The organism is Erythrobacter sp. LQ02-29 (assembly GCF_022576075.2).
In the GTDB taxonomy this organism is placed as follows: domain Bacteria; phylum Pseudomonadota; class Alphaproteobacteria; order Sphingomonadales; family Sphingomonadaceae; genus Alteriqipengyuania.
Map to the genome: position 1 here is coordinate 2,427,070 of NZ_JANCNT010000001.1, position 24,010 is coordinate 2,451,079.

Annotated in this window: 19 protein-coding genes and 1 tRNA gene; 4 read left to right on the plus strand and 16 right to left on the minus strand. The window is 65.9% G+C overall.

What is annotated here, in order from left to right; genetic code table 11:
* Nucleotides 1-19 precede the first annotated feature (19 nt).
* The 7 genes from addA to ahcY all read right to left on the minus strand — a co-directional run bounded on the left by addA (nt 20) and on the right by ahcY (nt 12,468).
* Nucleotides 20-3,493 carry a double-strand break repair helicase AddA gene (gene addA, locus MKP08_RS11970; RefSeq protein WP_241554018.1) on the minus strand — a complete coding sequence of 1,158 codons (3,474 nt, stop codon included), beginning with the start codon at nt 3,491-3,493 and terminating at the stop codon, nt 20-22.
* Nucleotides 3,490-6,471 (minus strand): double-strand break repair protein AddB, encoded by a 2,982-nt coding sequence (gene addB / locus MKP08_RS11975; protein ID WP_373418090.1) that lies wholly within the window; start codon nt 6,469-6,471, stop codon nt 3,490-3,492. Before addB ends, addA begins: the two co-directional genes overlap by 4 nt.
* Nucleotides 6,464-7,180 (minus strand): nucleotidyltransferase family protein, encoded by a 717-nt coding sequence (locus tag MKP08_RS11980; protein ID WP_241554020.1) that lies wholly within the window; start codon nt 7,178-7,180, stop codon nt 6,464-6,466. The genes addB and MKP08_RS11980 overlap by 8 nt, the downstream gene beginning before the upstream one ends.
* Entirely contained in the window at nt 7,177-8,178 is a 1,002-nt protein-coding gene (locus tag MKP08_RS11985; RefSeq protein WP_241554021.1) for an aminoglycoside phosphotransferase family protein, read from the minus strand. Before MKP08_RS11985 ends, MKP08_RS11980 begins: the two co-directional genes overlap by 4 nt.
* Complete coding sequence (gene tsaE / locus MKP08_RS11990; protein ID WP_241554022.1) at nt 8,175-8,621, minus strand: tRNA (adenosine(37)-N6)-threonylcarbamoyltransferase complex ATPase subunit type 1 TsaE; 447 nt, start codon at nt 8,619-8,621, stop codon at nt 8,175-8,177. The genes MKP08_RS11985 and tsaE overlap by 4 nt, the downstream gene beginning before the upstream one ends.
* Nucleotides 8,618-10,957, minus strand: a complete 2,340-nt coding sequence (locus MKP08_RS11995; RefSeq protein ID WP_241554023.1) for a PAS domain-containing sensor histidine kinase — start codon at nt 10,955-10,957, stop codon at nt 8,618-8,620. Before MKP08_RS11995 ends, tsaE begins: the two co-directional genes overlap by 4 nt.
* A gap of 101 nt (nt 10,958-11,058) precedes the next feature.
* Nucleotides 11,059-12,468: an adenosylhomocysteinase gene (gene ahcY, locus MKP08_RS12000; protein WP_241554024.1), complete on the minus strand. Its 1,410-nt coding sequence runs from the start codon at nt 12,466-12,468 to the stop codon at nt 11,059-11,061.
* 190 nt (nt 12,469-12,658) lie between these two features.
* Here ahcY and MKP08_RS12005 point away from each other — a divergent pair, with 190 nt between their 5' ends.
* Nucleotides 12,659-13,138: a peroxiredoxin gene (locus MKP08_RS12005; protein WP_241554025.1), complete on the plus strand. Its 480-nt coding sequence runs from the start codon at nt 12,659-12,661 to the stop codon at nt 13,136-13,138.
* Between the two features lie 297 nt (nt 13,139-13,435).
* Here the strand turns inward: MKP08_RS12005 and folE are convergent, their stop codons facing one another.
* The 4 genes from folE to MKP08_RS12025 form a co-directional block, all read right to left on the minus strand.
* The gene (gene folE, locus MKP08_RS12010) at nt 13,436-14,044 is read right to left on the minus strand and encodes a GTP cyclohydrolase I FolE (RefSeq protein ID WP_241554026.1); all 609 of its coding nucleotides are present in this window, start codon (nt 14,042-14,044) and stop codon (nt 13,436-13,438) included.
* Complete coding sequence (locus MKP08_RS12015; RefSeq protein ID WP_241554027.1) at nt 14,041-15,582, minus strand: phospholipase D-like domain-containing protein; 1,542 nt, start codon at nt 15,580-15,582, stop codon at nt 14,041-14,043. The genes folE and MKP08_RS12015 overlap by 4 nt, the downstream gene beginning before the upstream one ends.
* Nucleotides 15,583-15,747: 165 nt before the next feature.
* Nucleotides 15,748-15,824: transfer RNA gene (locus tag MKP08_RS12020), tRNA-Arg, on the minus strand.
* Nucleotides 15,825-15,878: 54 nt separating this feature from the next.
* Complete coding sequence (locus MKP08_RS12025) at nt 15,879-16,316, minus strand: (deoxy)nucleoside triphosphate pyrophosphohydrolase (protein ID WP_241554028.1); 438 nt, start codon at nt 16,314-16,316, stop codon at nt 15,879-15,881.
* A gap of 152 nt (nt 16,317-16,468) precedes the next feature.
* On the opposite strand from MKP08_RS12025, the gene MKP08_RS12030 reads away from it, so the two are divergent.
* A complete protein-coding gene (locus MKP08_RS12030; RefSeq protein ID WP_241554029.1) occupies nt 16,469-16,681 on the plus strand; it encodes a Flp family type IVb pilin in 213 nt (70 codons plus the stop codon).
* 69 nt (nt 16,682-16,750) lie between these two features.
* Here the strand turns inward: MKP08_RS12030 and MKP08_RS12035 are convergent, their stop codons facing one another.
* From MKP08_RS12035 to MKP08_RS12060, 5 genes are all read right to left on the minus strand, one after another.
* Nucleotides 16,751-18,235, minus strand: a complete 1,485-nt coding sequence (locus tag MKP08_RS12035) for a M48 family metalloprotease (RefSeq protein WP_241554030.1) — start codon at nt 18,233-18,235, stop codon at nt 16,751-16,753.
* Nucleotides 18,236-18,351: 116 nt separating this feature from the next.
* On the minus strand, nt 18,352-19,296 hold the full coding sequence (locus tag MKP08_RS12040; protein ID WP_241554031.1) for an acetyl-CoA carboxylase carboxyltransferase subunit alpha: 945 nt from the start codon (nt 19,294-19,296) through the stop codon (nt 18,352-18,354).
* A gap of 10 nt (nt 19,297-19,306) precedes the next feature.
* Nucleotides 19,307-20,209, minus strand: a complete 903-nt coding sequence (locus tag MKP08_RS12045; protein WP_241554032.1) for a tyrosine recombinase — start codon at nt 20,207-20,209, stop codon at nt 19,307-19,309.
* 12 nt (nt 20,210-20,221) lie between these two features.
* Nucleotides 20,222-22,096, minus strand: a complete 1,875-nt coding sequence (locus MKP08_RS12050) for a hypothetical protein (protein ID WP_306300153.1) — start codon at nt 22,094-22,096, stop codon at nt 20,222-20,224.
* On the minus strand, nt 22,093-22,245 hold the full coding sequence (locus MKP08_RS12060; protein WP_215227969.1) for a hypothetical protein: 153 nt from the start codon (nt 22,243-22,245) through the stop codon (nt 22,093-22,095). The genes MKP08_RS12050 and MKP08_RS12060 overlap by 4 nt, the downstream gene beginning before the upstream one ends.
* Before the next feature lie 53 nt (nt 22,246-22,298).
* Here MKP08_RS12060 and MKP08_RS12065 point away from each other — a divergent pair, with 53 nt between their 5' ends.
* Both MKP08_RS12065 and aroB read left to right on the plus strand, forming a co-directional pair.
* Nucleotides 22,299-22,868, plus strand: a complete 570-nt coding sequence (locus tag MKP08_RS12065) for a shikimate kinase (RefSeq protein ID WP_241554033.1) — start codon at nt 22,299-22,301, stop codon at nt 22,866-22,868.
* Nucleotides 22,859-23,980: a 3-dehydroquinate synthase gene (gene aroB, locus MKP08_RS12070; RefSeq protein ID WP_241554034.1), complete on the plus strand. Its 1,122-nt coding sequence runs from the start codon at nt 22,859-22,861 to the stop codon at nt 23,978-23,980. The genes MKP08_RS12065 and aroB overlap by 10 nt, the downstream gene beginning before the upstream one ends.
* The last annotated feature ends 30 nt before the right edge of the window (nt 23,981-24,010 follow it).

Here is a 24,010-nt window from a genome sequence, read left to right on the forward strand (position 1 = left end):
ATCTAGGGCCTCGCTCACCCTACTCAAGCGGTTCCTCGGCAAAGGGTTTCTGCTCGTCCGGCAAGCCGGGCTGGTGCGCGGTCAGCATGTCTGCGGGAATAGCGATCAGTCGCGGCGTTTGCGTATAGAGCAGGGCGGCGGCGACCTCACGATCAGGATAGACGACGCGCAGGGCCGCGGCATACGCGCCCATCTGCGCTAAGGTGGCAGCAGGTACGGTTTCGAGCGAAACCGGCGGGCGGCGTGCCGTCTTGAAATCGATCACCGTGACCTCTTCGGCGGTGACCAGCAGGCGATCGGCCGTCCCCGCAATCACCTGCCCGCCTACAACAGCCGCCAAGGGAACCTCGGCGAGAGCATGCGGGCCGAACACGCCGGCGAAGGACGGGTCGTTCAGCACCGTGAGCGCACTCTCGAGAACTTCGGCGCGGACTTCTTCCGACAGGTCGGGTGCCTGGCGCTCCAGCCATTCGGCACCCTTGGGGCGTCGATCGTGGGGAGCGATATCGGGCAGGCGCTCCAGCAGGCGATGAATGACGACACCGCGCCGGGCGGCCATCGCCAGAGCGTCCGCTGGCAGTGGCGGGTCCGAACCTCGATCTTCTCCCGCGCCGGATGGGGCCAGAGGCCGCGGTGGACGCGGTTCGGGACCGATCGGCTTCGTTGCCCATGCGGGCAGGACGATTGGTTCCGCCGCGCTTGCCACGTTGTCGCTTAGCGCCGGAGCCGGAAGAGCGCCCCATTCGCGCCGTGCACCCCAGATCGGATCGGCCAGTTCGTCGCCATCGAACAGCGGGGCGAGCCGGGCATACCAGCTGTCGGGGGCCGGCTCTTTCTCCGTTACCCCCAGCGCGCCCCCGATATAGAGGGCTTCTTCCGCTCGGGTCATGGCGACGTAGAGCAGGCGCCAGTGCTCCTTGCGTTCGGCAGCGCGCGCCGCATCCTCCGCGATTGCGATCGGGCCGACCTTGTGCTCCTTCGACAGCGGGGGCAACGGTACGACCTTTCCGCTCTCCTCCTCGTCCAGCGACAGATCGCGGACCGGGGAGCGGTCGGGATCACCGGTCGCGTCTGCGAGGATGACGATCGGTGCCTGCAGCCCCTTGGACCCATGTACCGTCATCACCCGTACCAGCCCCTCGCTAGCACCGGCCTCGCGCTTCAACTCGCCCTCCCCCGCGTCGAACCGCTGGATGAAGCCCGGCAGGCTGGCGGTGTGGGCGGCGGAATAGGCGAAGGCCGCGTTTATCAACTCGTCGATCGGATCGTTCGCCTCGCGGCCGAGACGCGCGACCAGTTTGCGCCGCCCCTCCCACGGCCCGGTAAGCATCCAGTGCAGCAGCGCCTCAGGCGGTTCGTAATCGACCCGCGCCAGCAAAGCGCGCAATCGCTCGACCGTTTCCGCTACGAAAGGCGAATCGCTGCTGCGCAGGTGACTCCACAGTCGGACATCCTTGTCGCGGCGGACATGGGCGAGCAGGTCCTCCTGTGTCCAACCGCCCAGCGGCGAGACCAGCAGATTGGCGAGACTGAGATCGTCGAGCGGCTGCGCGGCGAAGCGCAGCGCCGCCATCAGGTCCTTGACCGCCAGCGGTGCACCCAACCGCAGCCGGTCGACCCCGGCAACCGGAACGCCCGCCGCATGCAGGCGCGCGACGATCAGCCCGGCCAGAGCCCGGCGCTTGCGCACCAGCACCATTATGTCGCCCGCCTGCGCATTGCGATGTTCGCCCTTCGCCAACGGATGCCCATCGCGCAGCCATGCCTTTAGCTGCGCCGCGATCCGGTCCGCCATCTCGCGTTCGGGAGCCGGTAGCCATTCGTCGGACATGCCATCGGGAGTATCCTCGTCCGGATCGCCGCCTACCTTTACTGGCTGCCAGGCTGCGACCAGACCCGGCCTATCCTCTCCCGAATGCGGTTCGGGAGGCTCGATCAGGCCGAGCTGGTCGCCTCCGATCGCCTCGATCGCGGCATCGACGAAATTCAGCACCGGTTGGGCCGTGCGAAAACTCCGGCCCAGTCCGAAAGCTTGCAGGCTGCGCAGGGCAAGGGGCGGCGCCTCCCGCAACGCGCTCATATTGGCGAGCGCCGCCTCGATCTCGCGCGCGTAGACTTCCTTCTGCGCGGCGAAGTTCTCCGGACTGGTCCCCTGAAAGCCGAAGATGGCCTGCTTGTAATCGCCGACCACGAAAATGGTGCGCAGATCGCCATCTCGCTGGCCCAGCCCGGTGAAGAAGTCGCCCGTAAGCGCGCGCACAATTGCCCATTGTGCTGCGTTGGTATCCTGGGCCTCGTCCACCAGGATATGATCGAACTGGCGATCGAGCTTGTAGCGGATCCAGTCGGCCAGGCCGGACCTCGTCAGCAGCTCCGCCGCGCGGCGGATCTGGTCGTCGAAGTCGATGAAACCCTCCCGCCGCTTCGCCTCGTCCCAGGCCAGCGCGAACCTGCGCCCGAGCGAGAGAGCAGGCACCAGCCATTCCGACAGCGCGAGGAGCGCCATGCGCGAATTGATGGCCTCGATGGCCGCCAGTACCGCAAGGGCGTGGCCTTCATAGGATGGATCGCGCTTGACGATATGGTTGAGGTTCTTGGGCTTCGCTTCCCCGCTTTTCGTGAAGAGCGTACCGTAAAAATCGCCGAGCGTCGCGAGCCGATCCGCCGCGTCCCGCCCCAACCATGCCTCGATCGCCGCGGCACCTTCGCGACCCCCTTTCGTGTCCCATTCGGCCAAGGTCGAAAGGCAGGCCCGCAACGCCCCGCAATCGAAGGTATCGTCCTCGCACATCGCCGCGAGCTGCGCTTCGTCGTAATCGGACGGCAAACCCAGGAGGCGCAGCACGCGCGGGCGCAGGTCGCCCTGCCACCCCGCCGGGCCGGTCCACAAGTCGAGCGCTTCCGCGCACGCCATCAGCCATGCCTTGGCACCATCCGCGCCCAAGCGGATGGACAGCATTGCCAGCGCATCCGTGTCCTCCGGCAACGGTTCGGCCAGCAGCTCGGCCAGAACCTGCCGGGCCAACAGCAGCCGGTCGCGGTCCTCCATCGCGCGGGTACCCGGTTCCAGACCCGCCTCTTCCGGAAAGGCGGCCAGCAGCCATTGCGAGAAAGCATGAATAGTATCGATTCTGAGACCGCCGCCGGGGCAATCGAGCACACGAGCGAAAAGCGTTCGCGCCAGCGCACGCGTCCGCTCGTCGGCAGGCGCGCCGATCGCGAGCAGGTCGCGGCCCAGGGCCGTGTCCCCCATGCGTACCCAGCTCGCCAGCACTTCGTTGACCCGCGTGGCCATCTCGGCGGCACCCGCCTTGGTGAAGGTGAGGCACAGGATCGATTCAGGTGCATTGCCGGCTAGCAACAGGCGCAAAACCCGCGCGGAGAGAACTTGCGTTTTTCCCGTACCGGCGCTGGCCGACAACCAGACGCTGTCCTGCGGATCGACCGCGAGAGCCTGGTTCGCCTTGAGTGGGAAGACCAGTCCCCGGCTCACGCGCGCTCCTCCAGGCCCAGCCATTCCTCCAGCCGCATGAGCTGGTCGTAGGTGTCGTATCCGGCGGCATCCGGGTTCAGGCGAGCGGTGAACGGCTCGGTGCCCAGAATCCAGCGATCGAGCGCGTCGTCCAGAAACTCGGCGGCGCGTGGCAAGAATTCGTCGGGCTCGATTCCGGTGCGCGCCGCGCCGGTTCTTACCGGTGTCTCGATATAACCGAAGCCGGTTTCCGACCGGCCCTTGTAGTCCTTGCCCAGCGACCAGTATTCGAACATTTCGGCGTGACCCTGCACCGCTTGCTCGGCGAAACTGCCCGCTTCCACCATCAGCCCAAGGGTGCCCAGCTGGAGCGCATAGCCGCGCTCGACCTGTGCCTTGGAAGGCGGTCGACCCGTCTTGTAATCGACCACCGCCAGTCCGCCCGACGCCAAGCGGTCGAGCCGGTCGATCCGCCCGAATATCTCGATCCCCTTGCGCTCGAACGAGCCCCATTCCTCGAACAGGACCGGTTTGCGCTCCGGCGTTTCCGCTATCGTACTCTCGATCCACTCGAGCGCCCGGAGCAGGCGCGGTTCCCATAGGGCGCGGGTCAGCGGGTGGTGATCCATGCGCTTCAACTCACGCTGCGCCACATCGAACAGGGCACCTCCCCCCTCGTGCCATTTCTGCAGGATATCGTGCGCGACCTGCCCCTGCCATGCCGGGGTAGGCTCTGCGTCGAGAGTGTCGATCTCCTTCAGGCGCAAGATGGCGGAGGCATAGAACTGATAAGGATCGGATCGCAGCCGATCGAGCGCGGTGACGCTGATCCTTACCCGTCGATCATCTGGGGCGGGGATAGGCGCTGGGCGTGGATAGGGGGGCGCAGGTTCTCCATCATCGACAGCGCGCGCCATCCGGACGAGCGCGGTCTCCTGATGCCGTGGCAGAAGTTCGCCGAGCAAAGCCTTTACGCGAAGAAGAAATCGCGAAGGTATCGTCGGCCCTTCGGTATCGCGCGCTGCGCGGGTGAGCAACACCTGCGGCGCGCCCATCGCAGCGGCGAGGTCGTGCGCGGCCAATCCGATGCGAAAATCCACACCCGGAACGCCCAGAGCACGCAGAACGGGGGGAGCAAGCAGCGGATCGACTGCCGGGCGCCCTGGCCATCGCCCTTCGTTCAGCCCGGCGCAAATAACGAGATCCGCGCGCGTCATCCGGCTTTCCAGTAGGCCGTAGATGGCGATACGCGGATGCCCTCCATAGGGCGGTCGAACCGCGATCGCCTCCATCGCGTCTGCAAGGATCGCGTGCAGGTCGCGCGGATCGACGGTCGTTTGCACCGCTCGCGCCTGGAGCCGCACATCGTCGACGAAGGTAGAGAGTGCCCTGCCGTCCTCGCGCGACCAGAGCACCTCTCCGCACAGATCCTCGCCGACGCTCGCGAGCCGGTCGAGCAGCTCCGCCAGCGGCGCCGGATCTCCGTCCGTGAAGAGCGGAGCCATGATACGCGCAGCCTCCGCCCACCAATCCTGCGTTCCGGAATCGGCGGCAACGGTTTCCAGTACCTGCAGTCCGACTGCCGGCCGGGGGCCGCGCAAGGCGAGTTCGAACCGGCGCAAACGAGCGAGCCATTCTCTCCGCGCTTCCGGATTGCCCCCACGCACCAGCGGATGGCCGAGCAATCCGATCATCGGCACCGGGGCACCGCCCTCCGCCATAGCTTCGGCCATCAGCAGAAAAAGCCGACCCGCCGCGGTCTGCGAAAGCGGGCGCCCAGCACTGTCGTCCGCTTCGATGTTCCATCGCCGCAAATGCTGGACCACGCGCCTCGCCAAGGGGCGATCGGGGGTTACCAGTGCAACCCGCTTCTGCGGCTCTTCCAACGCCTCGCGGATAGCCAGCGCGATTGCCTGCGCTTCTTCCTCCGAAGTTGCAGCCTCCAGAACCCGCACGCCTGCCAGGCGGCGTTTCTCCGCAGCAAGATCGATCCAGCCCTTGCTCGCTTCGGGCGGCAGGAACAGCGCGCTGATCGCATGGCTGCGCTCAGGCGGGGCCGCTCCGGCTCCGCGCCGGTGCCAGGATCTCACTTCCCCCCGCCCAATCCCCATGCGGTTGAGCAGCAGTTTGAGATGATATTGCGGATGCGTCACTGCATCGCCCCGGGCGAACGGTGGATTCCCCGGGCTGGGTGCCTGGCCGGCCTGGCCAAGTTCTGCCCACACCTCGTCGTTCATCGTCAGGTCGAGGTCGGGCAGGATGACGGCTCCATCCGGCAAATCGGCGATTACGCGCAACAGCCGTGCCAGCGCCGGAGCGCTACTGGTGACGCCCGCTGCAACGACCGGCCCAGCGGGCGGATCCGTCTTCCAACGCCGCGCTGCGTGCGCGAACAGCCGATTGCGCCGCTCCGCGGCTTCGATCCGACCTTCCGACTCCAGCCACGAAAGCCAGTGCGCCTGCACGATGGCGAAGCGGCGCAGCGAATCCTGCCAGTGCCCCGCCAGATCCCCCAGCAGGTCCAGCACCGCATCGCCGCGCAACGCCTCCGGCGCGACATTCTCGACCAGCAGGCGGTCCATGACCCGCGCCATGTCGCGCGCAAGCCGGTAGAGCGCGGGGCCCCGAGGTGCATCGTCTCCGAACTCGCGCGCGATGATCTCGGCAAGCATCAGCCAGCGCCGGGTCGGATCAATCGCAGGCGAAATCTCAGTCGCGCCCAGCGGATCGATCAGCGGTCCGAGCGCCTCGTCCAGGTCCAGATCGCCCACCGCGGCCATGCGCGGCAGCAAGGTGCCTTGAGCCCCCTCGTCGGTCAGGTGTCTGATGAAGGCTTCGGTCACGTTGCGGACCGCCCGGCTACTCGGCAGGAGCAGCGTGAGCCGCGCCAGACCAAGATCGGGGTCGCGATAGCGCGGCACCAGGCCGGCCACCAGTGCATCGGCGAATCCCCGGTGCGCGGCAATGGAATAGACGTGCGGATGTGTGGCCTCAGCCACTGGCGAGAACTTCCTCGGTCGGTCGGATCGCATCCGGCGTGCCAACTTCGAACCACAATCCGTTGAAAGGCAGGCCGAACAGCCGCTCTTCCTCGATCGCCCGCTGCCACAAATGCATGGTGCCGAACCGCCCCTCCGGAGCGTCGCGCAAGAGGCGATGGCTGACTATCTGGATGCCCGTATAGATGAACGGCGCGATACGTCCGGGGCGGCGCAAACTGATCTTGCCGCGTGGATCGAGATGAAAATCTCCCGCGCCCTTAAAATTCATCGCACGCGAATGAGGGACCACCAGCAACAGCGCATCCATTAGCTCGGGATCCCACCGCCTGGACAGCTCGGCGAAGGCATTGACCGGCCCGTCGAGCCAGATGTTATCCGAATTCAGACAGAAGAACGGGTCGGGCAGCAAACCTTGCGCCTTTACCATGCCCCCACCTGTTTCGAGCAGTTCCTCCCGCTCGTCCGAGATCAGCACCTCAGGAGTCCGACGCGCGCGAAAATGTGCCTCCAGCGCATCGGCAAGGTAATGGACGTTCACGACGGCCCGCGCCACGCCCGCTTCGGCCAGACGGTCGAGGCCATGATCGATCAAGGATTTTCCGGCGACACGCACCAGCGGCTTGGGCTGCGCCGCTGTGAGCGGGCGCATTCGCTTGCCGAGCCCCGCCGCCATGACCATGGCGGTATCGGAAACGAGTCCGCTCACTGCAGCTCACCGCCGAAATTGTCGCGCAGATAGCGCGGAATATTGGCGTCGAACCAGCGGGCGACAGGCGCAAGCGCGGCATGTTCCAAGTCACGCTCCATCGCTTCCCACACGCGGGGGATCATCGCGAGGTAACGCGCTTTCCCGTCGCGTTTCCAAAGCCGGGTGAATATGCCGACGATCTTGGCGTTCCGCTGCGCACCCAGGATGGCGTAATGGGCAACGAAGTCGTCTCCGGGTGCCGCCGCATTCACGTACCGTTCGAACATCCGCCGCTCGAGGTCCGGCGTGACATCGCGGCGCGCGTCTTGCAGCAGGGATACGAGATCGTAGGCCGGATGGCCGACCCGCGCATCCTGGAAATCGATCAGTCCCTGCGCGCCCCGTCCATCGGGAGCGGGGTCCAGCAGCATGATGTTCTCCGCGTGATAATCGCGCAGGACGGTCACGCCCGGGTGCTGCCGATCACCTAGTGGAGAAAGCACTTCGCGCCACGCTCCGTCGAACCCCTCGCTGTCGACGTCCAGCCCCATGGCCGGGCAATACCATTCGACGAACAGGCGCGATTCGCGCAGATATGTCGCCATGTCGTATGGCCGAAAGGGACCTGCCGGCATGCTCGCCAACGAAACCAGCGTATCGACGGCCGTCGTGTAGGCACCGTTTTCCGCATCGGGGTGGGTATCCAGCCAGTCGCGCATCCGGTCGTTGCCGAAATCCTCGCTCAGGATCCACCCCCCCTGCAGGTCCTCGGCCAGGATGATGGGTGCGCGCAGACCCTGCGCGGAAAGCCATTCGGCCACCGCGAGAAACGGACCGGGATTTTCGCGCGGCGGCGGGGCATGCATCAGCATGGCGCACTCGTGCCCTTTGCGAAGCCGAAAGTAGCGCCGGAAGCTGGCATCTCCGGGAATCGGGTCGACGGCGGCTGCGGCCCACCCGGCCCGGTCCAGGAAGTCGGTGGCACCATTTGGCAACAATACGTGGGATTCGTTCATGGCAGCCGCTCTAGCCAATCACTATTGCCTTCGACAGAGGCGACGCGGCCTTCTTCGGTAAAATCGAGTGTGACGCTGAGGCAGCCCGACTCATGCGTGAAGCCTCCCGCTCGTTCGGGCCATTCGGCCAACAGCACAGCGCCCTGTCGATAATCGTCAAGTCCAATCTCCTCCAACTCACCCGGCGTTTCCAACCGGTAGAAATCCGCGTGCACCGCCGGAATGCGGAGCGCCTCGTACAACTCGACGATGGTAAAGGTAGGTGAGGGTATCTCGCCGCTCTGGCCGAGACATCGCAGGATGAAGCGCGCGAGGGTCGTTTTGCCGGTCCCGAGCGACCCGGAAAGCGCGAGTGCATCGCCCGCGCGCAGCCGCTCGGCAATCCGCCCGGCGAAGCTCTCCATCGCAGCAAGATCGGGCAGCTCGACTTCATAGGAACTCATGTGAGCGAAATTTCCGCTATCGTGCCCGAGCCCTTCTTCGACCGGATTTGGAGCGTTCCGCCTTGCGCTTCGATCAGCTGGCGGGACAGCGGAATGCCCAGCCCCTCCCGTCGCTCCATCCGGCCCTCGTCAGTCGGTGCCAGACCTTCCTGGGCACGGCGCAGCTGGGCCTCGTCCATTCCGGCACCGCGATCGGAAATCGAAATCCGCGTTGCACCCTTTTCTCGACCGATCTCGATCGCGATGCGATCGCCGTGCGAACTGGCCGCGATCGCGTTGTCGAGGAGATGGCCGATCGCGCGGGCAAGTTGTCGCGGATCGGCTTCGACGCGTACTCTAGCCCCGCCAAGCAGGTCCAGCCGCAGCCCCGCCTTGGTGATCGCCTCTTCGCGCTGGCGAACGGTGCGGGCGACCAGCGGCTGCAATTCGACCGTCTGCTTGGAAACCGGAAGCAACCCGGCCTCGCTCTGAGAGAGATCCAGGACGTTTTCGACCTGCTCCGTCAGCCGGGCGACGGAGTCGATGATCGCGGTCACGTATTCGCGCGCCTGCTCGCTCATGTCTCCGGCGACGCCCGATTCCAGTAGCTCGGCGAAACCGCCGATGGACGTCAGCGGCGTGCGAAACTCGTAAGACATATTGGCGAGAAAACGCGTCTTCACCTGGTCCGCCTGCTCCAGCGCTTCTGCCCGCTCGCGCAGCGCGGTCTCTGCCTGCTCGTTCGCGGTCACATCCAGCGTGGTCAGCAGTCCGTTCCCATCGGGCAGTGGAACGCCGGCGAATTCCAGCGTGCGCCCATCCGCCATCTGCACCCGTCCGGCGCGTTCCTTACGGTCCAGCGTGGCGGAACGGATGACCTCTCCGATACCCTCTGCCTGTCTTGGACGCACGAGGCCGCGACCGATCTGTTCCAGCAGCCTATCAGCGGTCGGATGATCGTCCAGCCTGTCGGGCGCGATCCCCCAGGTGGTGGGAAAGCTCCTGTTCCAGAGCTGGAGATGCCCATCGGGCGCGAAAACCGCCAGAGCCTCGAAGAGGCTGTCGACCATCGCGGTTCGCGTGCGCAGCAGCGTATCGCGCGTTGCGGAAAGCGCCAGCTGCTCGGTCCGATCTTCGGCGATAAGAGCCAATCCGCCATCGGGCATCGGCTGGGCGACGACGCGCAAATGCGTGCCATCGGCCAGCGGCCAAGCCTCCTCCTGCGGCTCGCTGGCGGCGAACCATTGCTCGTGTTCCGCCCGCCAGGCCGGAAAATCTCTGACTTCGGGCAAGCGGCCCGCGTCCCGAGCGTCGGAGAGAAAGCGTTTGAAGGAGCTGCCGATGGGTTCCGCACCGCTCGCAAGGGCGAAGGTGCGCCGGAAAGGCTGGTTCGCGAAGGCGAGGCGACGGTCGGAATCGAATTGAGCGACGCCGATCGAAAGCCGGTCCATCATCGAACGTTGCGCCCGGGCATAGGCGCGGTGCGCCCGGCCGCGCTCCTCCATTTCCTCGACGTCGACCGCGTAGCCCGCAATGCCTTCTTCGCCCAGCGGCAGGTCAGACACCCGCAGAGCACGTCTCGCGCCATGGATCGTCGCCTGCACGGTTCGCTTGACCGCTTCGTTACGCTTCGCGGCGTCGAGCGCCACGGAGGCAGCACTCTGCCCTTCGACAGCTTCGACCAGCTCGATCTGGTCTTCCACCACCGCATCCGCGCTTTCAGCCCCCACCGCATCGACATAGGCGCTGTTGACCAGCCGCAGCTTTCCGTTCGTGCCGCGAAACCACATTGGAATTGGCGCCGCCTCTATCAGGCCGACCAGCGCGGCGAAATCGCCCTTCGCCCGAGCGGTTTCGGAGCGCATGCGCGATAGCTCGGTCTCGCTTTCGGAAAAGTCGAACACCCAGACGAGCGCCGCGCCACCCGGCGAGACTTGCGGATCGGCGAGCTGGCCGCGCAGGGCGAGGCTGCGCTGCGATCCGGGCACGGTCAGCGCCATGCGGAAAGGGGTCGCCGTTTTCTGGGTACGCCGGACGTTCTCGGTCAGCTCGGCTAACTGATCATCGGACAGGCCGCGATCGTCACCCGGTGCGAGTTCCCCCAGAAAGTCCGGCAGCCGATCGAGCCCGAACCATCGCGCCAACCGGTCCGAGCCCTCGATCCGGCTGTCCGCGCGCACCAGCAGCGCGATCGCCGGTGCCTCGTCCAGCATCCGCGCCATCCGCCGCGCGGCGGAACGACTTTTGCCCGCCTCGCGCGTCCGGTTGCCCGCGCGGATCATCAGCCATGCGGCCCCCACCGTCCAGGCGGCAAGCAGCAATCCGATCAGGACCAGTGCGGTAGGGGCGATCTCCATCCCGGTTCAGCTATGCCGGTGGCGCGGGCGATGCAACTGGCCCCAAATGAAAAGCCCCCGCAAATGCAGGGGCTTTCCGGACGCATTAACCTTGCGCGCGTTCAGTAACGGTAGTGCTCGGGCTTGAACGGGCCCTCTACAGGCACACCGATATAGTCGGCCTGCTTCTGGCTCAGCTTGGTCAGCTTCACGCCAAGCTTGTCGAGGTGCAGCGCCGCGACCTTCTCGTCGAGATGCTTGGGCAAGACGTAGACGTCGTTCTGATAGGCATCGTCGTTCTTCCACAGTTCTATCTGCGCCAGCGTCTGGTTCGTGAAAGAACAGCTCATCACGAAGCTGGGGTGACCCGTCGCGCAGGCGAGGTTTACAAGACGCCCACGGGCGAGGACGATGATCTCCTTGCCGTCGGGGAACTTAACCACGTCGGTACCGGCCTTCAGTTCCTTCCATTCGTAATTGTCGAGGGCCGAAATCTGGATCTCGGAATCGAAGTGGCCGATATTGCACACGATCGACATCGGCTTCATCGCCTTCATGTGCTCGGCGGTGATGACGTCCTCGTTGCCCGTGGTGGTCACGAAGATGTCGGCGCGCGTCACCGCCTCATCCATCGTCACGACCTCGAAACCTTCCATCGCCGCCTGCAGCGCGCAGATCGGATCGATCTCCGTCACCAGCACGCGCGCCCCGCCATTGCGGAGCGACTGGGCGCTGCCCTTGCCAACATCGCCATAGCCCGCGACGCAGGCAACCTTGCCGGACAGCATCACGTCGGTCGCGCGGCGGATCGCGTCGACCAGCGATTCGCGGCAGCCGTAGAGGTTGTCGAACTTCGACTTGGTCACGGAATCGTTCACGTTGATCGCCGGGAACGGCAGCTTGTCCTGCTTTGCGAGGTGGTAAAGGCGGTGCACGCCGGTGGTGGTTTCCTCCGACACGCCCTTGATCGCCTTCACCGACTTGGTGAGGTAGCCCGGCTTCTCCTTCAGGAAAGCCTTGAGCGCACGCTGCATCTCGATTTCTTCGGCGTTCTGCGGAGCGGGCATTTCCTCGCCCGCCTCGATCCGCGCGCCCCACAGGGCGAACATGGTCGCATCGCCGCCATCGTCCAGGATGAGGTTCGCAGTAAGGTCGGCATCGTCGTCGGTCGACCAGTCGAAGATCTTGCCGACATAGTCCCAGTAATCGGCCAGCGTCTCGCCTTTCACGGCGAAGACCGGAATGCCCTGGTCGGCGATGGCGGCGGCGGCGTGATCCTGCGTCGAGAAGATGTTGCAGGTCGCCCAGCGCACCTCAGCACCCAGCGCCACCAGCGTTTCGATCAGCACCGCGGTCTGGATCGTCATGTGCAGCGAGCCGGTGATGCGCGCGCCCTTCAGCGGCTGCGCCTCGCCATATTCCTCGCGCAGGGACATCAGGCCCGGCATTTCGGTTTCGGCGATGGCGATCTCGTCACGCCCGTACTGGGCGAGGCTGAGGTCCTTGACGATGTAATCCTGCGTGTCGGCCACGAGTGAAACTCCTCGAAAAAATCGTAAGTCGCGAGCGCCGTCGGGGCGCGTTCGCTTGCGGGCCGCGACTTAGCGAGCGTGCTGCGCCAAGGCAAACATAAAGAAAGCTTTATATGATGCGTCGTTGTCTCGTCGCAATTGCCCTCTATATCGGGCGCGAACCGCTAGACCTACGAAAGGAAATTACGCGATGACCATCAGCAAAGGCGACACCATCCCCGACGTGAAAATGGTGAAAGCGACCGAAAGCGGTCCGGAACAGGTCCAGTCGAAGGACTTCTTCGCCGGGCGCAAGGTCGCGCTGTTCGCGGTCCCTGGGGCCTTCACCCCAACCTGCTCCGCCAAGCACCTCCCCGGTTTCGTCGAGAAGGCGGACGAGTTGAAGGCAAAGGGCGTGGACGAAATCGCCTGCACTAGCGTCAACGACGCCTTCGTCATGGGTGCCTGGAACAAGGCGGACGGCGGCGAGAACATTACCATGCTGGCGGACGGCAACGGCGACTTCGCCGAGGCGCTGGGCCTGACCATGGACGGAACCGGGTTCGGCATGGGCCAGCGCAGCCAGCGCTATTCGATGATAGTCGACGACGGCCAGGTCGTCGAAATGAACGTCGAGCAGCCGGGCGATTTCTCGGTCAGCAGTGCGGAGCACATGCTCGGCCAACTCTGAGCTTCAGCGCAATCGAAATCGAGGCCGGGGCGGGAGACCGCTCCGGCCTTTTTCGTGTCCGCAAGAACCGGCGTCAGGGTGACGAAGGTGACAGCGTGTCACTTTCGCTCCTGCTTCGATAAGCGAACAAACTTAATGCTTTACCGCGACGATCGCCGGGCGGACGGACAGGGTGTGCGCGGGGCGAGCGCCGCACGTGAGGGACCGACGATGAAAAAGAGCCGGCTCGAGACTACCTAGCCCGAAACAAGTAGGAAAGTCTGTGCGCTTCGATCCGCGCCAAGCCCCGCCCGACCCTCAATACCCCATCAGCTTCAGCACTTCTTCGCGGCTGCGGTGATCGTCGCGGAAGGCCCCGCGCATTTCGGAGGTGACCATGGTGACGCCAGGGGTGCGCACCCCACGCGCGGTCATGCAGGCGTGGCTCGCCTCTATCACCACGGCGACGCCTTGCGGTTCGAGGTGATCCCAGATGCAGTTCGCCACTTCCGCCGTCAGCCGTTCCTGTACCTGCAGGCGGCGCGCAAAGCCGTGGAGCACACGGGCCAGCTTGGATATGCCCACCACCCGATCGACCGGCAGGTAGGCGATCGCCGCCTTGCCGATGATGGGCGCCATGTGGTGTTCGCAATGGCTCTGGAACGGGATATCCTTCAGCAGCACAATCTCGTCGTAGCCGCCGACTTCCTCGAACACCCGGCGCAGATGGATCGCCGGATCTTCGTCATAGCCCTGGCAATATTCCTTCCACGCCCGCGCCACGCGCGCCGGTGTATCGCGCAAGCCCTCTCGCGCGGAATCGTCCCCTGCCCATTCGATCAGGGTCCGAACTGCATCCTGGACCGCTTCGGGAACAGGCGGTTTCGCCAGGGGATCGTCTTCGTCTGGGCCGACCAGGCTGCTCATTTTCGTTTCCTCTTCAATCGATCGCGTAACCGGCCGAGCCTGCTTCCGTCGCGGAACAGCCCGCCATGCGCATAGGGTTCGAACATATCCTCCGGCTTCTCCGGATCCAACAGCTCCGATCCGGCAAGCGTCTCCTCGATCTCTCCCAATTCGGGAATTTCGAACGGGCGCAATTGCCGCTCCCCGCTACTGCCCAGTTGTGCGATCGCCTGGTGCATCGATCGGGTTTCCGTCAGCCTTCGATCCATCACTTCAGGCTCCACGCCGCAGTGTTCCGCGAGGAGATTTACCCGAATCGTGCGGATACATGTTTCGATATCGCGCCCGGCATTGGCCGGACGTTCGCAATCGATGAACACATCGCATTCGCTATCGAGCCCCAGCGAGCGGTTGTTCATGTTGGCCGAGCCGATCCTCAGGATGCGATCGTCCACGATCATCAGCTTCGCATGGACGTAGATCGGCGTTTCGCCGGCCCACGAGACATACAGCGAAAACCGCTTCTTCGGATCGTTCGCGGCGATCATCCGGGCGAGCGCCGAGCGCGCGTGATCCATCGCCTGCTGCTCCAGCCACCCGTCGGCATGGATGGGATGGACCAGCACGATCTCCGGCGGATCGTCCTCGTCTAGGCGCTCCACGATCGCCTCTGCGATCTTGCGCGAGGTGAAATACTGGTTCTCGATATAGAGGAACTCGCGCGCGCCCGCGATCTCCGCCAGCACCAGCGTCTCGATCTCGTTGATCGGGGTGACGTCGTTGTATTTGGCGCGGGTCCGCGAGATGCCGACTTCGACATCCTCGAAATCCGCGTTCAACTTGTCCGGCCAGATGCTTTCCTGCTCTTCATGGTCGAGTTGCGGATACGGTTTACCGCCTGCGCATTCCCACCGGCTGCGGCACAGATCGGCCAGTGCGCCCGCCACCTCGCCTTCCATCATCATGGTGATGTCGTGCCAGGGCCCGTAAAGGCGGCCGTGGGGCCGACGGCGGCGCTCGTCCTGTTCCCGGTGCTCGCGCGTGTCCCAACGGTCGTGGGTCAGGTCGATACCGCCGCAGACCGCCAGCGAGTCGTCGAGCACCCCGATCTTCTGGTGGTGGCTGCAACCGAGCGGATGCTGCGTATCGAACTTGAAGCTGATCTGCCGCTTTGGCCACATCCGCGCGATGTCCAGCGCCATGGAGCCGCGCGCCGCGAACTGCACGATCGACAGGCCCCATTTGAGCACGAGGATGTCCAGACCGTCGCGGTGGCGCGCCAGCCACAGGAAGAAGCTGCCCAGGCGAGAGGGGTAGGACGAATCCTTCGGTCGTTCGTACCAGCGTCGCCCCTTGGTGAGATGGATGCGGGTGTCGAAGTCCCACCCGATCAGCATGATGCGCCGCCGGGCCTTCAGCATCGCCTGCTGCATGTGCGCGAAATAGGATTCCGCGTCGATGATGACGCTCAGCCGCTCCGCTTGGGCGTACCGCCACACGCCCGGTTCGACCGAACCGTCGCCCTGCGGACCACCCTCGTCCAGGCACGGCTGGCTCATGCGGTGCCTTTGCGACATTCGCGCGGATCGAGGTGCGGGATCGATACGGAGAGGTTTTCCCGCGCTTTCGCCCGAAACTCCGGTCGGCGGCATGGCTGCATCGCGTTCGCTCCCCGCTCCAAACGAAACAGCCCGGCCTCGCACAAGACAAGGCCGGGCTGGTTGTGGTGCGCCCGGAAGGATTCGAACCTCCGACCACCTGATTCGTAGTCAGGTACTCTATCCAGCTGAGCTACGGGCGCCCGTGGAGGGGGGCACATAGGGGGGCATTTCCGGCTTGGCAAGGGCGATCCGCGCTATCTTTGCCGCGCACGGCGCAGCAGGTCGGCGGCCAGCGTCCGATCGGCCGGAGCGAGATCGAGTTGCGGGATAGCGGCAGGGTCGCACCAGCGCAGCGTGCCGCCCTCGCGCGGCTCAGCGATGCCAGTGTAACGCTGGCACGAGAACAGGAGCAGGAGCAGCTGCGGCCGCGCCCTCGCCGTATCCGGGCTAATCAGGGCAAAACCAACCGGCTCCAGCGAATCGGCAGCGAGAGCAAGGCCGGTCTCCTCCATGATCTCGCGGCACAGCGCCTGCTCCACGGTCTCGCCCGGCTCGACCTTGCCGCCGGGAAACTCCCACAGCCCTGCATTGGCCTTACCCGCAGGACGGCGATGCATCAGATATCGGCCCCGGTCGTCCGATATCGCCGCCGCCGCCACAGGCAGTGGCCGATCCTTCGGCAGCGAAGTCATCGCTGTCCCCGAACTTGCACGCTTTCCAACCCGTGGTTTGGTTCCCGACCACTTAGGACTTTCTCAATCAATACTGCGTACTCCTGCGACCACTCGTTCAGGCAGGGGCCTGGTACGGGTCGGGTACCGAAGACTATACCAGGAGACGACACATGAAATTCTTCAACAAGCTGGTCCGCGACGAAGAGGGCGCGACCGCCATCGAGTACGGCCTGATCGCCGCCCTGATCGCGGTTGCCGCGATTGCCGCCATGAACTCGCTCGGCGGCGAGCTGTCCGACACGTTCAACAACGTTTCGGGCCAGCTGGATACGGCACAAGGCAGCACCGGAACCGGTCGCGAAAGCACCAACAACCCGTCTTGATCAGACAAACCGAATTCAGAGGGCGGCGGGAGCGATCCCGCCGCCCTTTTTCGTGCGTGGCCCACGCGCCTAGTTGGCGCGGACGACGATCTTCACCTTCTGCCCGGCGCGCAGGCTGTCGGACTGGCCCAACCCGTTGAGGACGCGGAAGCGCTGCTCCTGCGCATTGCTGTAGGCCATGCGGCGCGCGAGCGATGCGACGCTGTCGCCGCTGCCCACCGTCACCACGTCGATCCGCCGCGGGACGACGTTCGCCGCCTCCTGCGCACTGATCCGGCGCATCGATTCGAACATCGGCGTGAACACCCCGCTTCTCCCGGCGGGCGTGATCGCCTGGAAATGATAGGCGCGGTCGTTGGCGAACTCGTAGGCGAAGACGATCACATCGACCTGGCCGCTCTGGGTGTTTGCACGCGCCACGCCATAAGCGGCGGGGATGCCATTCACCGTCGTGCGCTGGATCGAACTGGGGGCGAGGTTCGTCTGCTGCCCTCCCAGCTTCGCGAATGCGGAGCGGATATAGTTGTCCAGGCTGCCGCTATAGGGCGCGAAAGTGAGCTGCGCCTGCCCGCTTTGCCCGTTGATCGACACCGCCTGCGTGCTGTTGACCATGTAGAACCCGTTCGGCGCGCGGAACGATAGCCGCAGCTCCGGCTGGATGAAGGTGTCGCCTTCGATCACGCCCTGCGCGGGATCGTCGCCATACAGCAGGCCGTCGATGCGGCTGAGAAACGTGTCCCGGTTGGTGATCGTGCCGGGCAGGCCCTGCGCCTGTGCCCGCGCCGCCTGGACGCGGCTGGCGGGATCGGGGTGGGTCGATGCCCATTCCGGAACGGTGGCGTTCTGCCCCTTCAGCGCGGCGTCGAGATTGTTTTGCAACGCCAGGCTGTAGAGCACGGTGCTCATCGCCGTGGGATCATAGCCGGCGCGGCTGAGATAGGTGATGCCGAGCTGGTCCGCCTGCGTTTCCTGCTCGCGCGAATATTTCAGCGTCACCAGCTGCGCGATCTGTTGCGACCCTTGCGACAGAAGTCCCCCCAGCCCGTCGCTACCGAGCAGCACTTGCGAGAGGATAGAACCGACCGCGCCCAGCAGCGCGTTCTGTTGCGCCTTCGCCTGGCGGCGCTGCGAATGCCGCGCTGCGACGTGGCCGACCTCATGGCCCAGGACGCCTGCCAACTCGGCTTCGTTGTTCATCAGGCCGACCAGCTGGCGCGTGGTGTAGATATAGCCGCCGGGAATGGCGAAGGCGTTGTTCACCGAACTGTTGAGCAGCGCGACCGTGAAATCCTCGCGCGCGTTGCCGAGCCCTGAATGCACCGCGATATTCTTGCCCACCCCTTCGACATAGGTGGCGGTCGGGCCGGTCATGCGACCGCCGAACTGTTGCAGAAGCTCCGGATTCGCCTGGGCACCCATCTGCGCCTCTTCGGGCGTGATCGGGGTGGAGGCGCTGGGCACGTTGCCGCCGCCTCCGGGAAGAGCGGCACAGGCGGACAGGGTCGCAGCCAGCGCGACACCCGAAACGGTGGACAGAGTTTTACGAAACGGCATGAATTATCCCCTTGTTACAAGAGGCATCCTAGCCCTGGCGGGCCCCACCGTTCGCCTCTCTCGGGACACAAAGCGTTCGCGACGCGGCAGGGTTCCCGCACTCGACAGGCGAGTGGTTAACCGCCGATGCGCAGAAAGCGCTCCTCGCGGGTCTTTCGCAGATCGGCGGGATCGCGTCCGGCCAGCTGGTCGAGCTCTTCCCCGATGGTGGCAGTCAGCGCCTCGATCGTGCCCTTCGCGTCGCGATGCGCCCCGCCGACGGGTTCGGGCACGATCCGGTCGATCACGCCGAGCTTCTCGAGATCCTGCGCCGTGACCTTCATCGCCTGCGCCGCCTCCGGCGCCTTCTCCGCGGTGCGCCACAGGATCGAGGCGCAGCCTTCGGGAGAGATCACGGAATAGACCGCATGTTCCAGCATCAGGACGCGCTCGGCGCTCGCCAGCGCGACCGCCCCGCCAGATCCGCCTTCGCCCACGATTGTCGCGACCATCGGCACCGGCAGGGCAAGGCATGCCTCCGTGGCGCGCGCGATCGCTTCCGCTTGGCCGCGCTCTTCCGCCTCGACCCCCGGGAACGCGCCCGAGGTATCGACCAATGTCACCACCGGCAGGCCGAACCGCCCTGCCAGTTCCATGAGGCGGATCGCCTTGCGATAGCCCTCCGGCTTGCCCATGCCGAAATTGTGTCGCAGCCGGGTCTCGGTATCGTGCCCCTTCTCGTGCCCGATCAGCATCACGCGGCGACCGCCAAGCGTGGCGAAGCCACCCATGATGGCCTCGTCTTCGCCGAAGTTGCGATCGCCGCCCAGCGGCACGAACTCCTCGAAGCCATGCTCCACGAAATCGCGGAAATGCGGGCGCTTTGGATGTCGCGCGACCTGTGTCTTCTGCCACGGCGTAAGCGAAGCGTAGATGCCGGCGAGCATGTCCGCGCTTTTCAGCTCGAGCCGGCGCAGTTCGTTAGAGATATCGACATCGTCACCTTGTGCCGCGGCGCGCAATTCGGCGAGCCGGGTTTCAAGCTGGGCGACGGGTTTCTCGAAGTCGAGATAGGCGTTCATGCAGTGTCCGCTAACCGCCGGAACCGCGTTCGGCAAGCGGATGTCGCTCGTTCACGAGTGCGACCAGCCGCGCGGCGTCGACATGGATGTATATCTGCGTGGTCGCGATATCGGCGTGGCCAAGCAACGTCTGGAGCAGCCGTAGATCGGCCCCGCCCTCCAGCAGATGGGTTGCGAAGGCGTGGCGCAGGACGTGCGGACTGATCTTCGCCGGATCGATCCCGGCGCGCGCGGCCAGTTCCTTCAATAGCTGGAACAGCCGGACACGCGTCAGATGTTTCTTGCGGGAGGGGAACAGGAAAGGTCCGCTCCCTTTGCGCACCTTCAACCATTCGGAAAGCGCCTGCGTCGCGCGGCGGCTGACCGGCACCATGCGCGCCTGCCCGCCCTTCCCCGTTACTGTCAGGAACGGCGCGTCGCGTGGGACTGCCGCCAGCGGCAGCGACACCAGTTCGGTCGCGCGCAGCCCCGACCCGTAGAGCATTTCCAGCAGGGCGAGCAGCCGGACGGCTCGCGGTTCGCCCGACGCCGCGCTTTCTTCCGCAGTGTGGAAGAGCGCATCGATCTCATCGTGCGAGAGAATGCGGGGCAGCGGTCGACGGATCGCAGGTTGCGGCAGGGCGGCGCTGGGGTCGTCCTCCCGCAGGCGCTCGTCCAGCAGGAAGCCGTAGAACTGGCGCAGCGCCGAGGCCTTGCGCGCCACCGTCGCGGGCGCGAGAGACGCCCAGGCATTGCCCAGCCGCCGCAAATCCTCGCGATCCGCCTGACCCAGCGGACCGACGATCTCCGCGGCACCGGTCAGATCGCGGCGATAGGCGGCGATCGTGTTCGCGGCCGCGCCGCGCTCGGACGCCATCATGGCGAGGAATTCGGCGACCGGATCGGTCCCGCTTGCGGCCTCGCCGGATTTCATCGTCGCACCCGATCAGCCGCGATAGACCGCCTCTGCGGCGATCATGCGGGCCTCCGCGCGCAAGCCGACGCGATCGAGCGCGGCCACGATGTGATAGAGATGCCGCGGCGTCATCTTGTCCCACCCGGTTCCCTGCATGCCCACCCCGGCCAGCAAAGCGACGAGCGCCTGGTTGTCGGCGGCGGCGGCGCTGTCGATCAGACGCGCCCAATGCGTCGCACCGCCCAAGGACATGTTCAGCGTGTCGGAAAGATCGTCGCGCGTGCCCTCGTCGATGCGCCCGAGACCGGCGAGCCCGGCGACGAGGAACTGGCTCCGGCGCTGGCCGCCGCTGTCGTCGTCCTCGACGAAGCTTCGCACTGCGCCGCTGCCGACGGAGTTGTCTCGGTCGAATTGCACTAGCGCGAGAAGCGCCCAGCCGAGGCTGCCTTCGGGCACCACGTTGCCCCATTCCAGCGCGTCGCGGTCCAGCCCAGCCGTCAGCATCGATCCGATCAGCGGCCCGGCGCGATCGCTCAGCGCTTCCGATGGCGGAATACGGGCGGCGGCGTAGGCGGTCAGCACCCGGCTGGCGTAATCCATCTCGCCCGTGCCCCACAGCCGATCGATCGCCGCGACGCGCGCGGCAGGGTCGGCGGCGACATAGGCATTGCGCAATTGCACGGCCCGCGCGCCCAGATCCCCTTCGGTGCCGTTCTCGGCGTAATATTGGGAATACAGGTCTATCAGCGCATTGGCCGAGAAAATCCCGGCCCCGGTTCCGCGCATCATCCCCGGCATTCTGGCCGTTGCCGACAGCGCGGGAGAGATTGCCGAGGCGTACTGGAAGTATGAGTTCTCGTCGTCGGTGAGGCGGTCGGGAATCTCCGCACCCAGCGCACTGGCGAGCGCGAACCGCCACGGCGTCAGCTCCTCGACGCCGTCCCATTCCAGATTGACCGCACCGCGGCTCTGCCCCGCCGCACCGGCGAAGCGTTGCGCCAGCAGCACGTCGATGTTCTCGACCGCATCTCCGCGCCTGATGCGCTTGAGATTCGCCCGAGCTCTTGCCGCTTCACCGGAATAGGCGGCGCAAATGTCGCGCAGCATGCGCCACTGCACGTCGTCGCGCATATCGCGGCTGAACCGGGCGAGCGGGCACGTTCCTAGAATATCGCCGGTGGCGAGGTAAGCGGTGATCGCAGCATCGGCGAGCGCGGGGTTCCAATCCACCGTATCGACATTCTGCACCAACGCGCGCGCGGCGGGATATTCGCCGATGCGGTTCAGCAAACCGGCGCGCAGCGCAACGAATTCGGCCGGGTCCATATCCGCGGGCGCGGACAACCGGCTCGCCAGTACGCGACGCAGCAGGATATGGCCCCAGCGCGACACCAGCGGGCCCTTCGTACCGGTCAGGGCCGCGCGAACCAGCGCCGCCGGCTGGCGTCCCAGCGACCCGGTCGGCACCCCCCCTTCCCCGGGGCCGATAATGCCGACCTCCTCCATGGAGCGGCGGGCGGCGGGCGGAATGTCGGACTTGGGGCGCAGGCCCAGCAGCACATCGAGCTCGTCGGGATCGAGCCGTTCGAGGTCGCGCAGGGTCAGCCCGCCGTTCTCGCTTGCCTGCGGAGCCGGGGTCGTCGCCTGTCCGCTACCGCTTCCGGGCAATTGCTGGATCACCGGCGAAGACGTGGTCGTCGGCGCGGGGTTCGCGCTCGGTCGCGGTGCCGGGGTGGCGGGACGAGGGGCGGGCGTGGGGCTCGGCTTGGGCGCTGGGGTGGGCGTCGCCTGACGATAAGCATCGGGCAGCAGCGATTCGGGCGCATCCTGGGCCAGCACCAGGGTAGAAGTGAGCGCGAGCATGCCCGCGCCAGCGAGCACTAGGGTCTTCATGCGGCCGTTCATGCGTTAGCCTCCGGGACGGGCACCGGCTGGGAGATAGGCCGCAGGGGCTCTTCCCCGCCATCCCACCAGGCCCAGGCCAACAGCGCGACAACCGCCAGCAGCAGGCCGATCGAAAGCTTGCGCCAGCGCATAGGGTAATCCGTTTCCATCGATAGCAGGGCTTTGTTGCGTTTGCCCTAGCGCATCTCTACGCCCGGCGGCAATGGAGCCCGTATCCGCCAAGTTCACCGACCGTGAAATCGCCGCCGTCGCCGGTCGGATCGACCGCCCGATCGTGCTGGTCGGCCTGATGGGCGTGGGCAAGTCCACCGTCGGCAGGAAACTGGCGGAGCTGCTGAACTTCACCTTCGTCGACGCCGACGCCGAGATCGAAGCCGCTTCCCAGCAGACCATCCCGGAAATCTTCGACCAGTTCGGCGAGGATTATTTTCGCGACGGCGAGCGCCGGGTCATCGCGCGGCTGATGGAGGAGGGGCACGGCGTCATCGCCACGGGCGGCGGCGCTTTCGTGAACGACGAAACGCGCGACCTCGTCCTCGAACGCGGGATCGGCGTGTGGATCGACTGCGATGTCGAAACGCTGGTCGAACGCACCGCTCGCCGGTCCAACCGTCCGCTGTTGCAGGACGGCGATCCGGAAGAAATCCTGCGCAGGCTGAGCGATGCCCGCGCGCCGTCCTATGCGAAGGCGCCGATCAAGGTGCAGAGCAAGCCCGGGCCGCATGTCGAAACCGCGCTCGCCATTCTCGGGGCCATCGAACGATGGCTGTGATCCCGGTCGCGCTGGCCGGGCGCGATTACGAGGTTCACGTCGGGCCCGACCTGCTCGACCGGACGATGGAGCTCGCCCGCCCCTTCATCGAAGCGCTCGCCCGGCCCCGCAAGGTGCCGGTCGTCGCGGACCGCGAGGCAAGGCGCTATCACGGCGAGCGGCTGGAACGCTCGCTCGCATCCGGCGGGCGCGAAATCGCCTGGTACGACATCGAACCGGGCGAACGCTCGAAAAGCTGGGCGGAGCTCGAGCGGCTGACCGACTGGCTGCTGTCGCTTGGCGTTACCCGGGGCGAGCATGTCTTCGCACTCGGCGGCGGCGTAGTCGGCGACCTGACGGGATTCGCCTGCGCCATCCTGAAGCGCGGCTGCGGGTTCGTGCAACTGCCAACCACGCTGCTGGCGCAAGTCGACAGCAGCGTCGGCGGCAAGACCGCGATCAACACCGCGGCGGGCAAGAACCTGATCGGCGCTTTCCATCAGGCATCGCTGGTGCTCGCTGACCTTTCAACGCTGGAAACGCTGCCGCCGCGCGAATTGCGAGCCGGCTATGCCGAGGTGCTGAAATACGGCGTTCTTGGCGACACGGCATTCTTCGACTGGCTGGCGGACCACGGTGCCGCCGCCCTGACCTTGGAACCGGAGGCGCTGGAGCACGCCGTCGCGACCAGCGTGGCCGCCAAGGCGCGGATCGTCGCGGAGGACGAGCGCGAGACCACCGGGCGGCGCGCGCTGCTCAATCTCGGCCACACCTTCGGCCACGCGCTGGAGGCGCAGACCGGCTTTTCCGACCGGCTGCTGCATGGCGAGGGCGTCGCGCTCGGCATGGTGCTGGCGGCGCGCTATTCCGCCCGCCGGGGGGATCTGTCGAGTCAGGATGCGGAGCGGATCACCCGCGCCGTCGACGCCGCCGGGCTTCCAGCCGAGATCGCCGCGCTGGGCCTGAACTGCACCGGTGCGGCCTTGGTCGAGCACATGCTCCACGACAAGAAGATGGCGGCGGGCACCCTCCCCTTCATCCTGCTGCGCGGGATCGGCGACGCCTATCTGGCGCGCGACGTCGAACTGAGCGACGTAGCCGCCTTCCTCGACGAGCAGATGCGCGCGCATTGACGCGGTGCGCCCACTCTCGCTGGCGCTAAG

Excerpts from the sequence above, each read along its gene's own strand:
- MKP08_RS12065 (WP_241554033.1), top strand. The coding sequence starts at position 22,299 with ATGGAGCCCGTATCCGCCAAGTTCACCGACCGTGAAATCGCCGCCGTC.
- MKP08_RS12015 (WP_241554027.1), bottom strand. The coding sequence starts at position 15,582 with ATGAGCCAGCCGTGCCTGGACGAGGGTGGTCCGCAGGGCGACGGTTCG.
- MKP08_RS12030 (WP_241554029.1), top strand. The coding sequence starts at position 16,469 with ATGAAATTCTTCAACAAGCTGGTCCGCGACGAAGAGGGCGCGACCGCC.
- MKP08_RS12040 (WP_241554031.1), bottom strand. The coding sequence starts at position 19,296 with ATGAACGCCTATCTCGACTTCGAGAAACCCGTCGCCCAGCTTGAAACC.
- MKP08_RS12005 (WP_241554025.1), top strand. The coding sequence starts at position 12,659 with ATGACCATCAGCAAAGGCGACACCATCCCCGACGTGAAAATGGTGAAA.
- MKP08_RS12060 (WP_215227969.1), bottom strand. The coding sequence starts at position 22,245 with ATGGAAACGGATTACCCTATGCGCTGGCGCAAGCTTTCGATCGGCCTG.
- MKP08_RS11985 (WP_241554021.1), bottom strand. The coding sequence starts at position 8,178 with ATGAACGAATCCCACGTATTGTTGCCAAATGGTGCCACCGACTTCCTG.
- tsaE (WP_241554022.1), bottom strand. The coding sequence starts at position 8,621 with ATGAGTTCCTATGAAGTCGAGCTGCCCGATCTTGCTGCGATGGAGAGC.
- MKP08_RS12025 (WP_241554028.1), bottom strand. The coding sequence starts at position 16,316 with ATGACTTCGCTGCCGAAGGATCGGCCACTGCCTGTGGCGGCGGCGGCG.
- aroB (WP_241554034.1), top strand. The coding sequence starts at position 22,859 with ATGGCTGTGATCCCGGTCGCGCTGGCCGGGCGCGATTACGAGGTTCAC.
- MKP08_RS11995 (WP_241554023.1), bottom strand. The coding sequence starts at position 10,957 with ATGGAGATCGCCCCTACCGCACTGGTCCTGATCGGATTGCTGCTTGCC.
- folE (WP_241554026.1), bottom strand. The coding sequence starts at position 14,044 with ATGAGCAGCCTGGTCGGCCCAGACGAAGACGATCCCCTGGCGAAACCG.
- MKP08_RS12035 (WP_241554030.1), bottom strand. The coding sequence starts at position 18,235 with ATGCCGTTTCGTAAAACTCTGTCCACCGTTTCGGGTGTCGCGCTGGCT.
- MKP08_RS12045 (WP_241554032.1), bottom strand. The coding sequence starts at position 20,209 with ATGAAATCCGGCGAGGCCGCAAGCGGGACCGATCCGGTCGCCGAATTC.
- MKP08_RS12050 (WP_306300153.1), bottom strand. The coding sequence starts at position 22,096 with ATGAACGGCCGCATGAAGACCCTAGTGCTCGCTGGCGCGGGCATGCTC.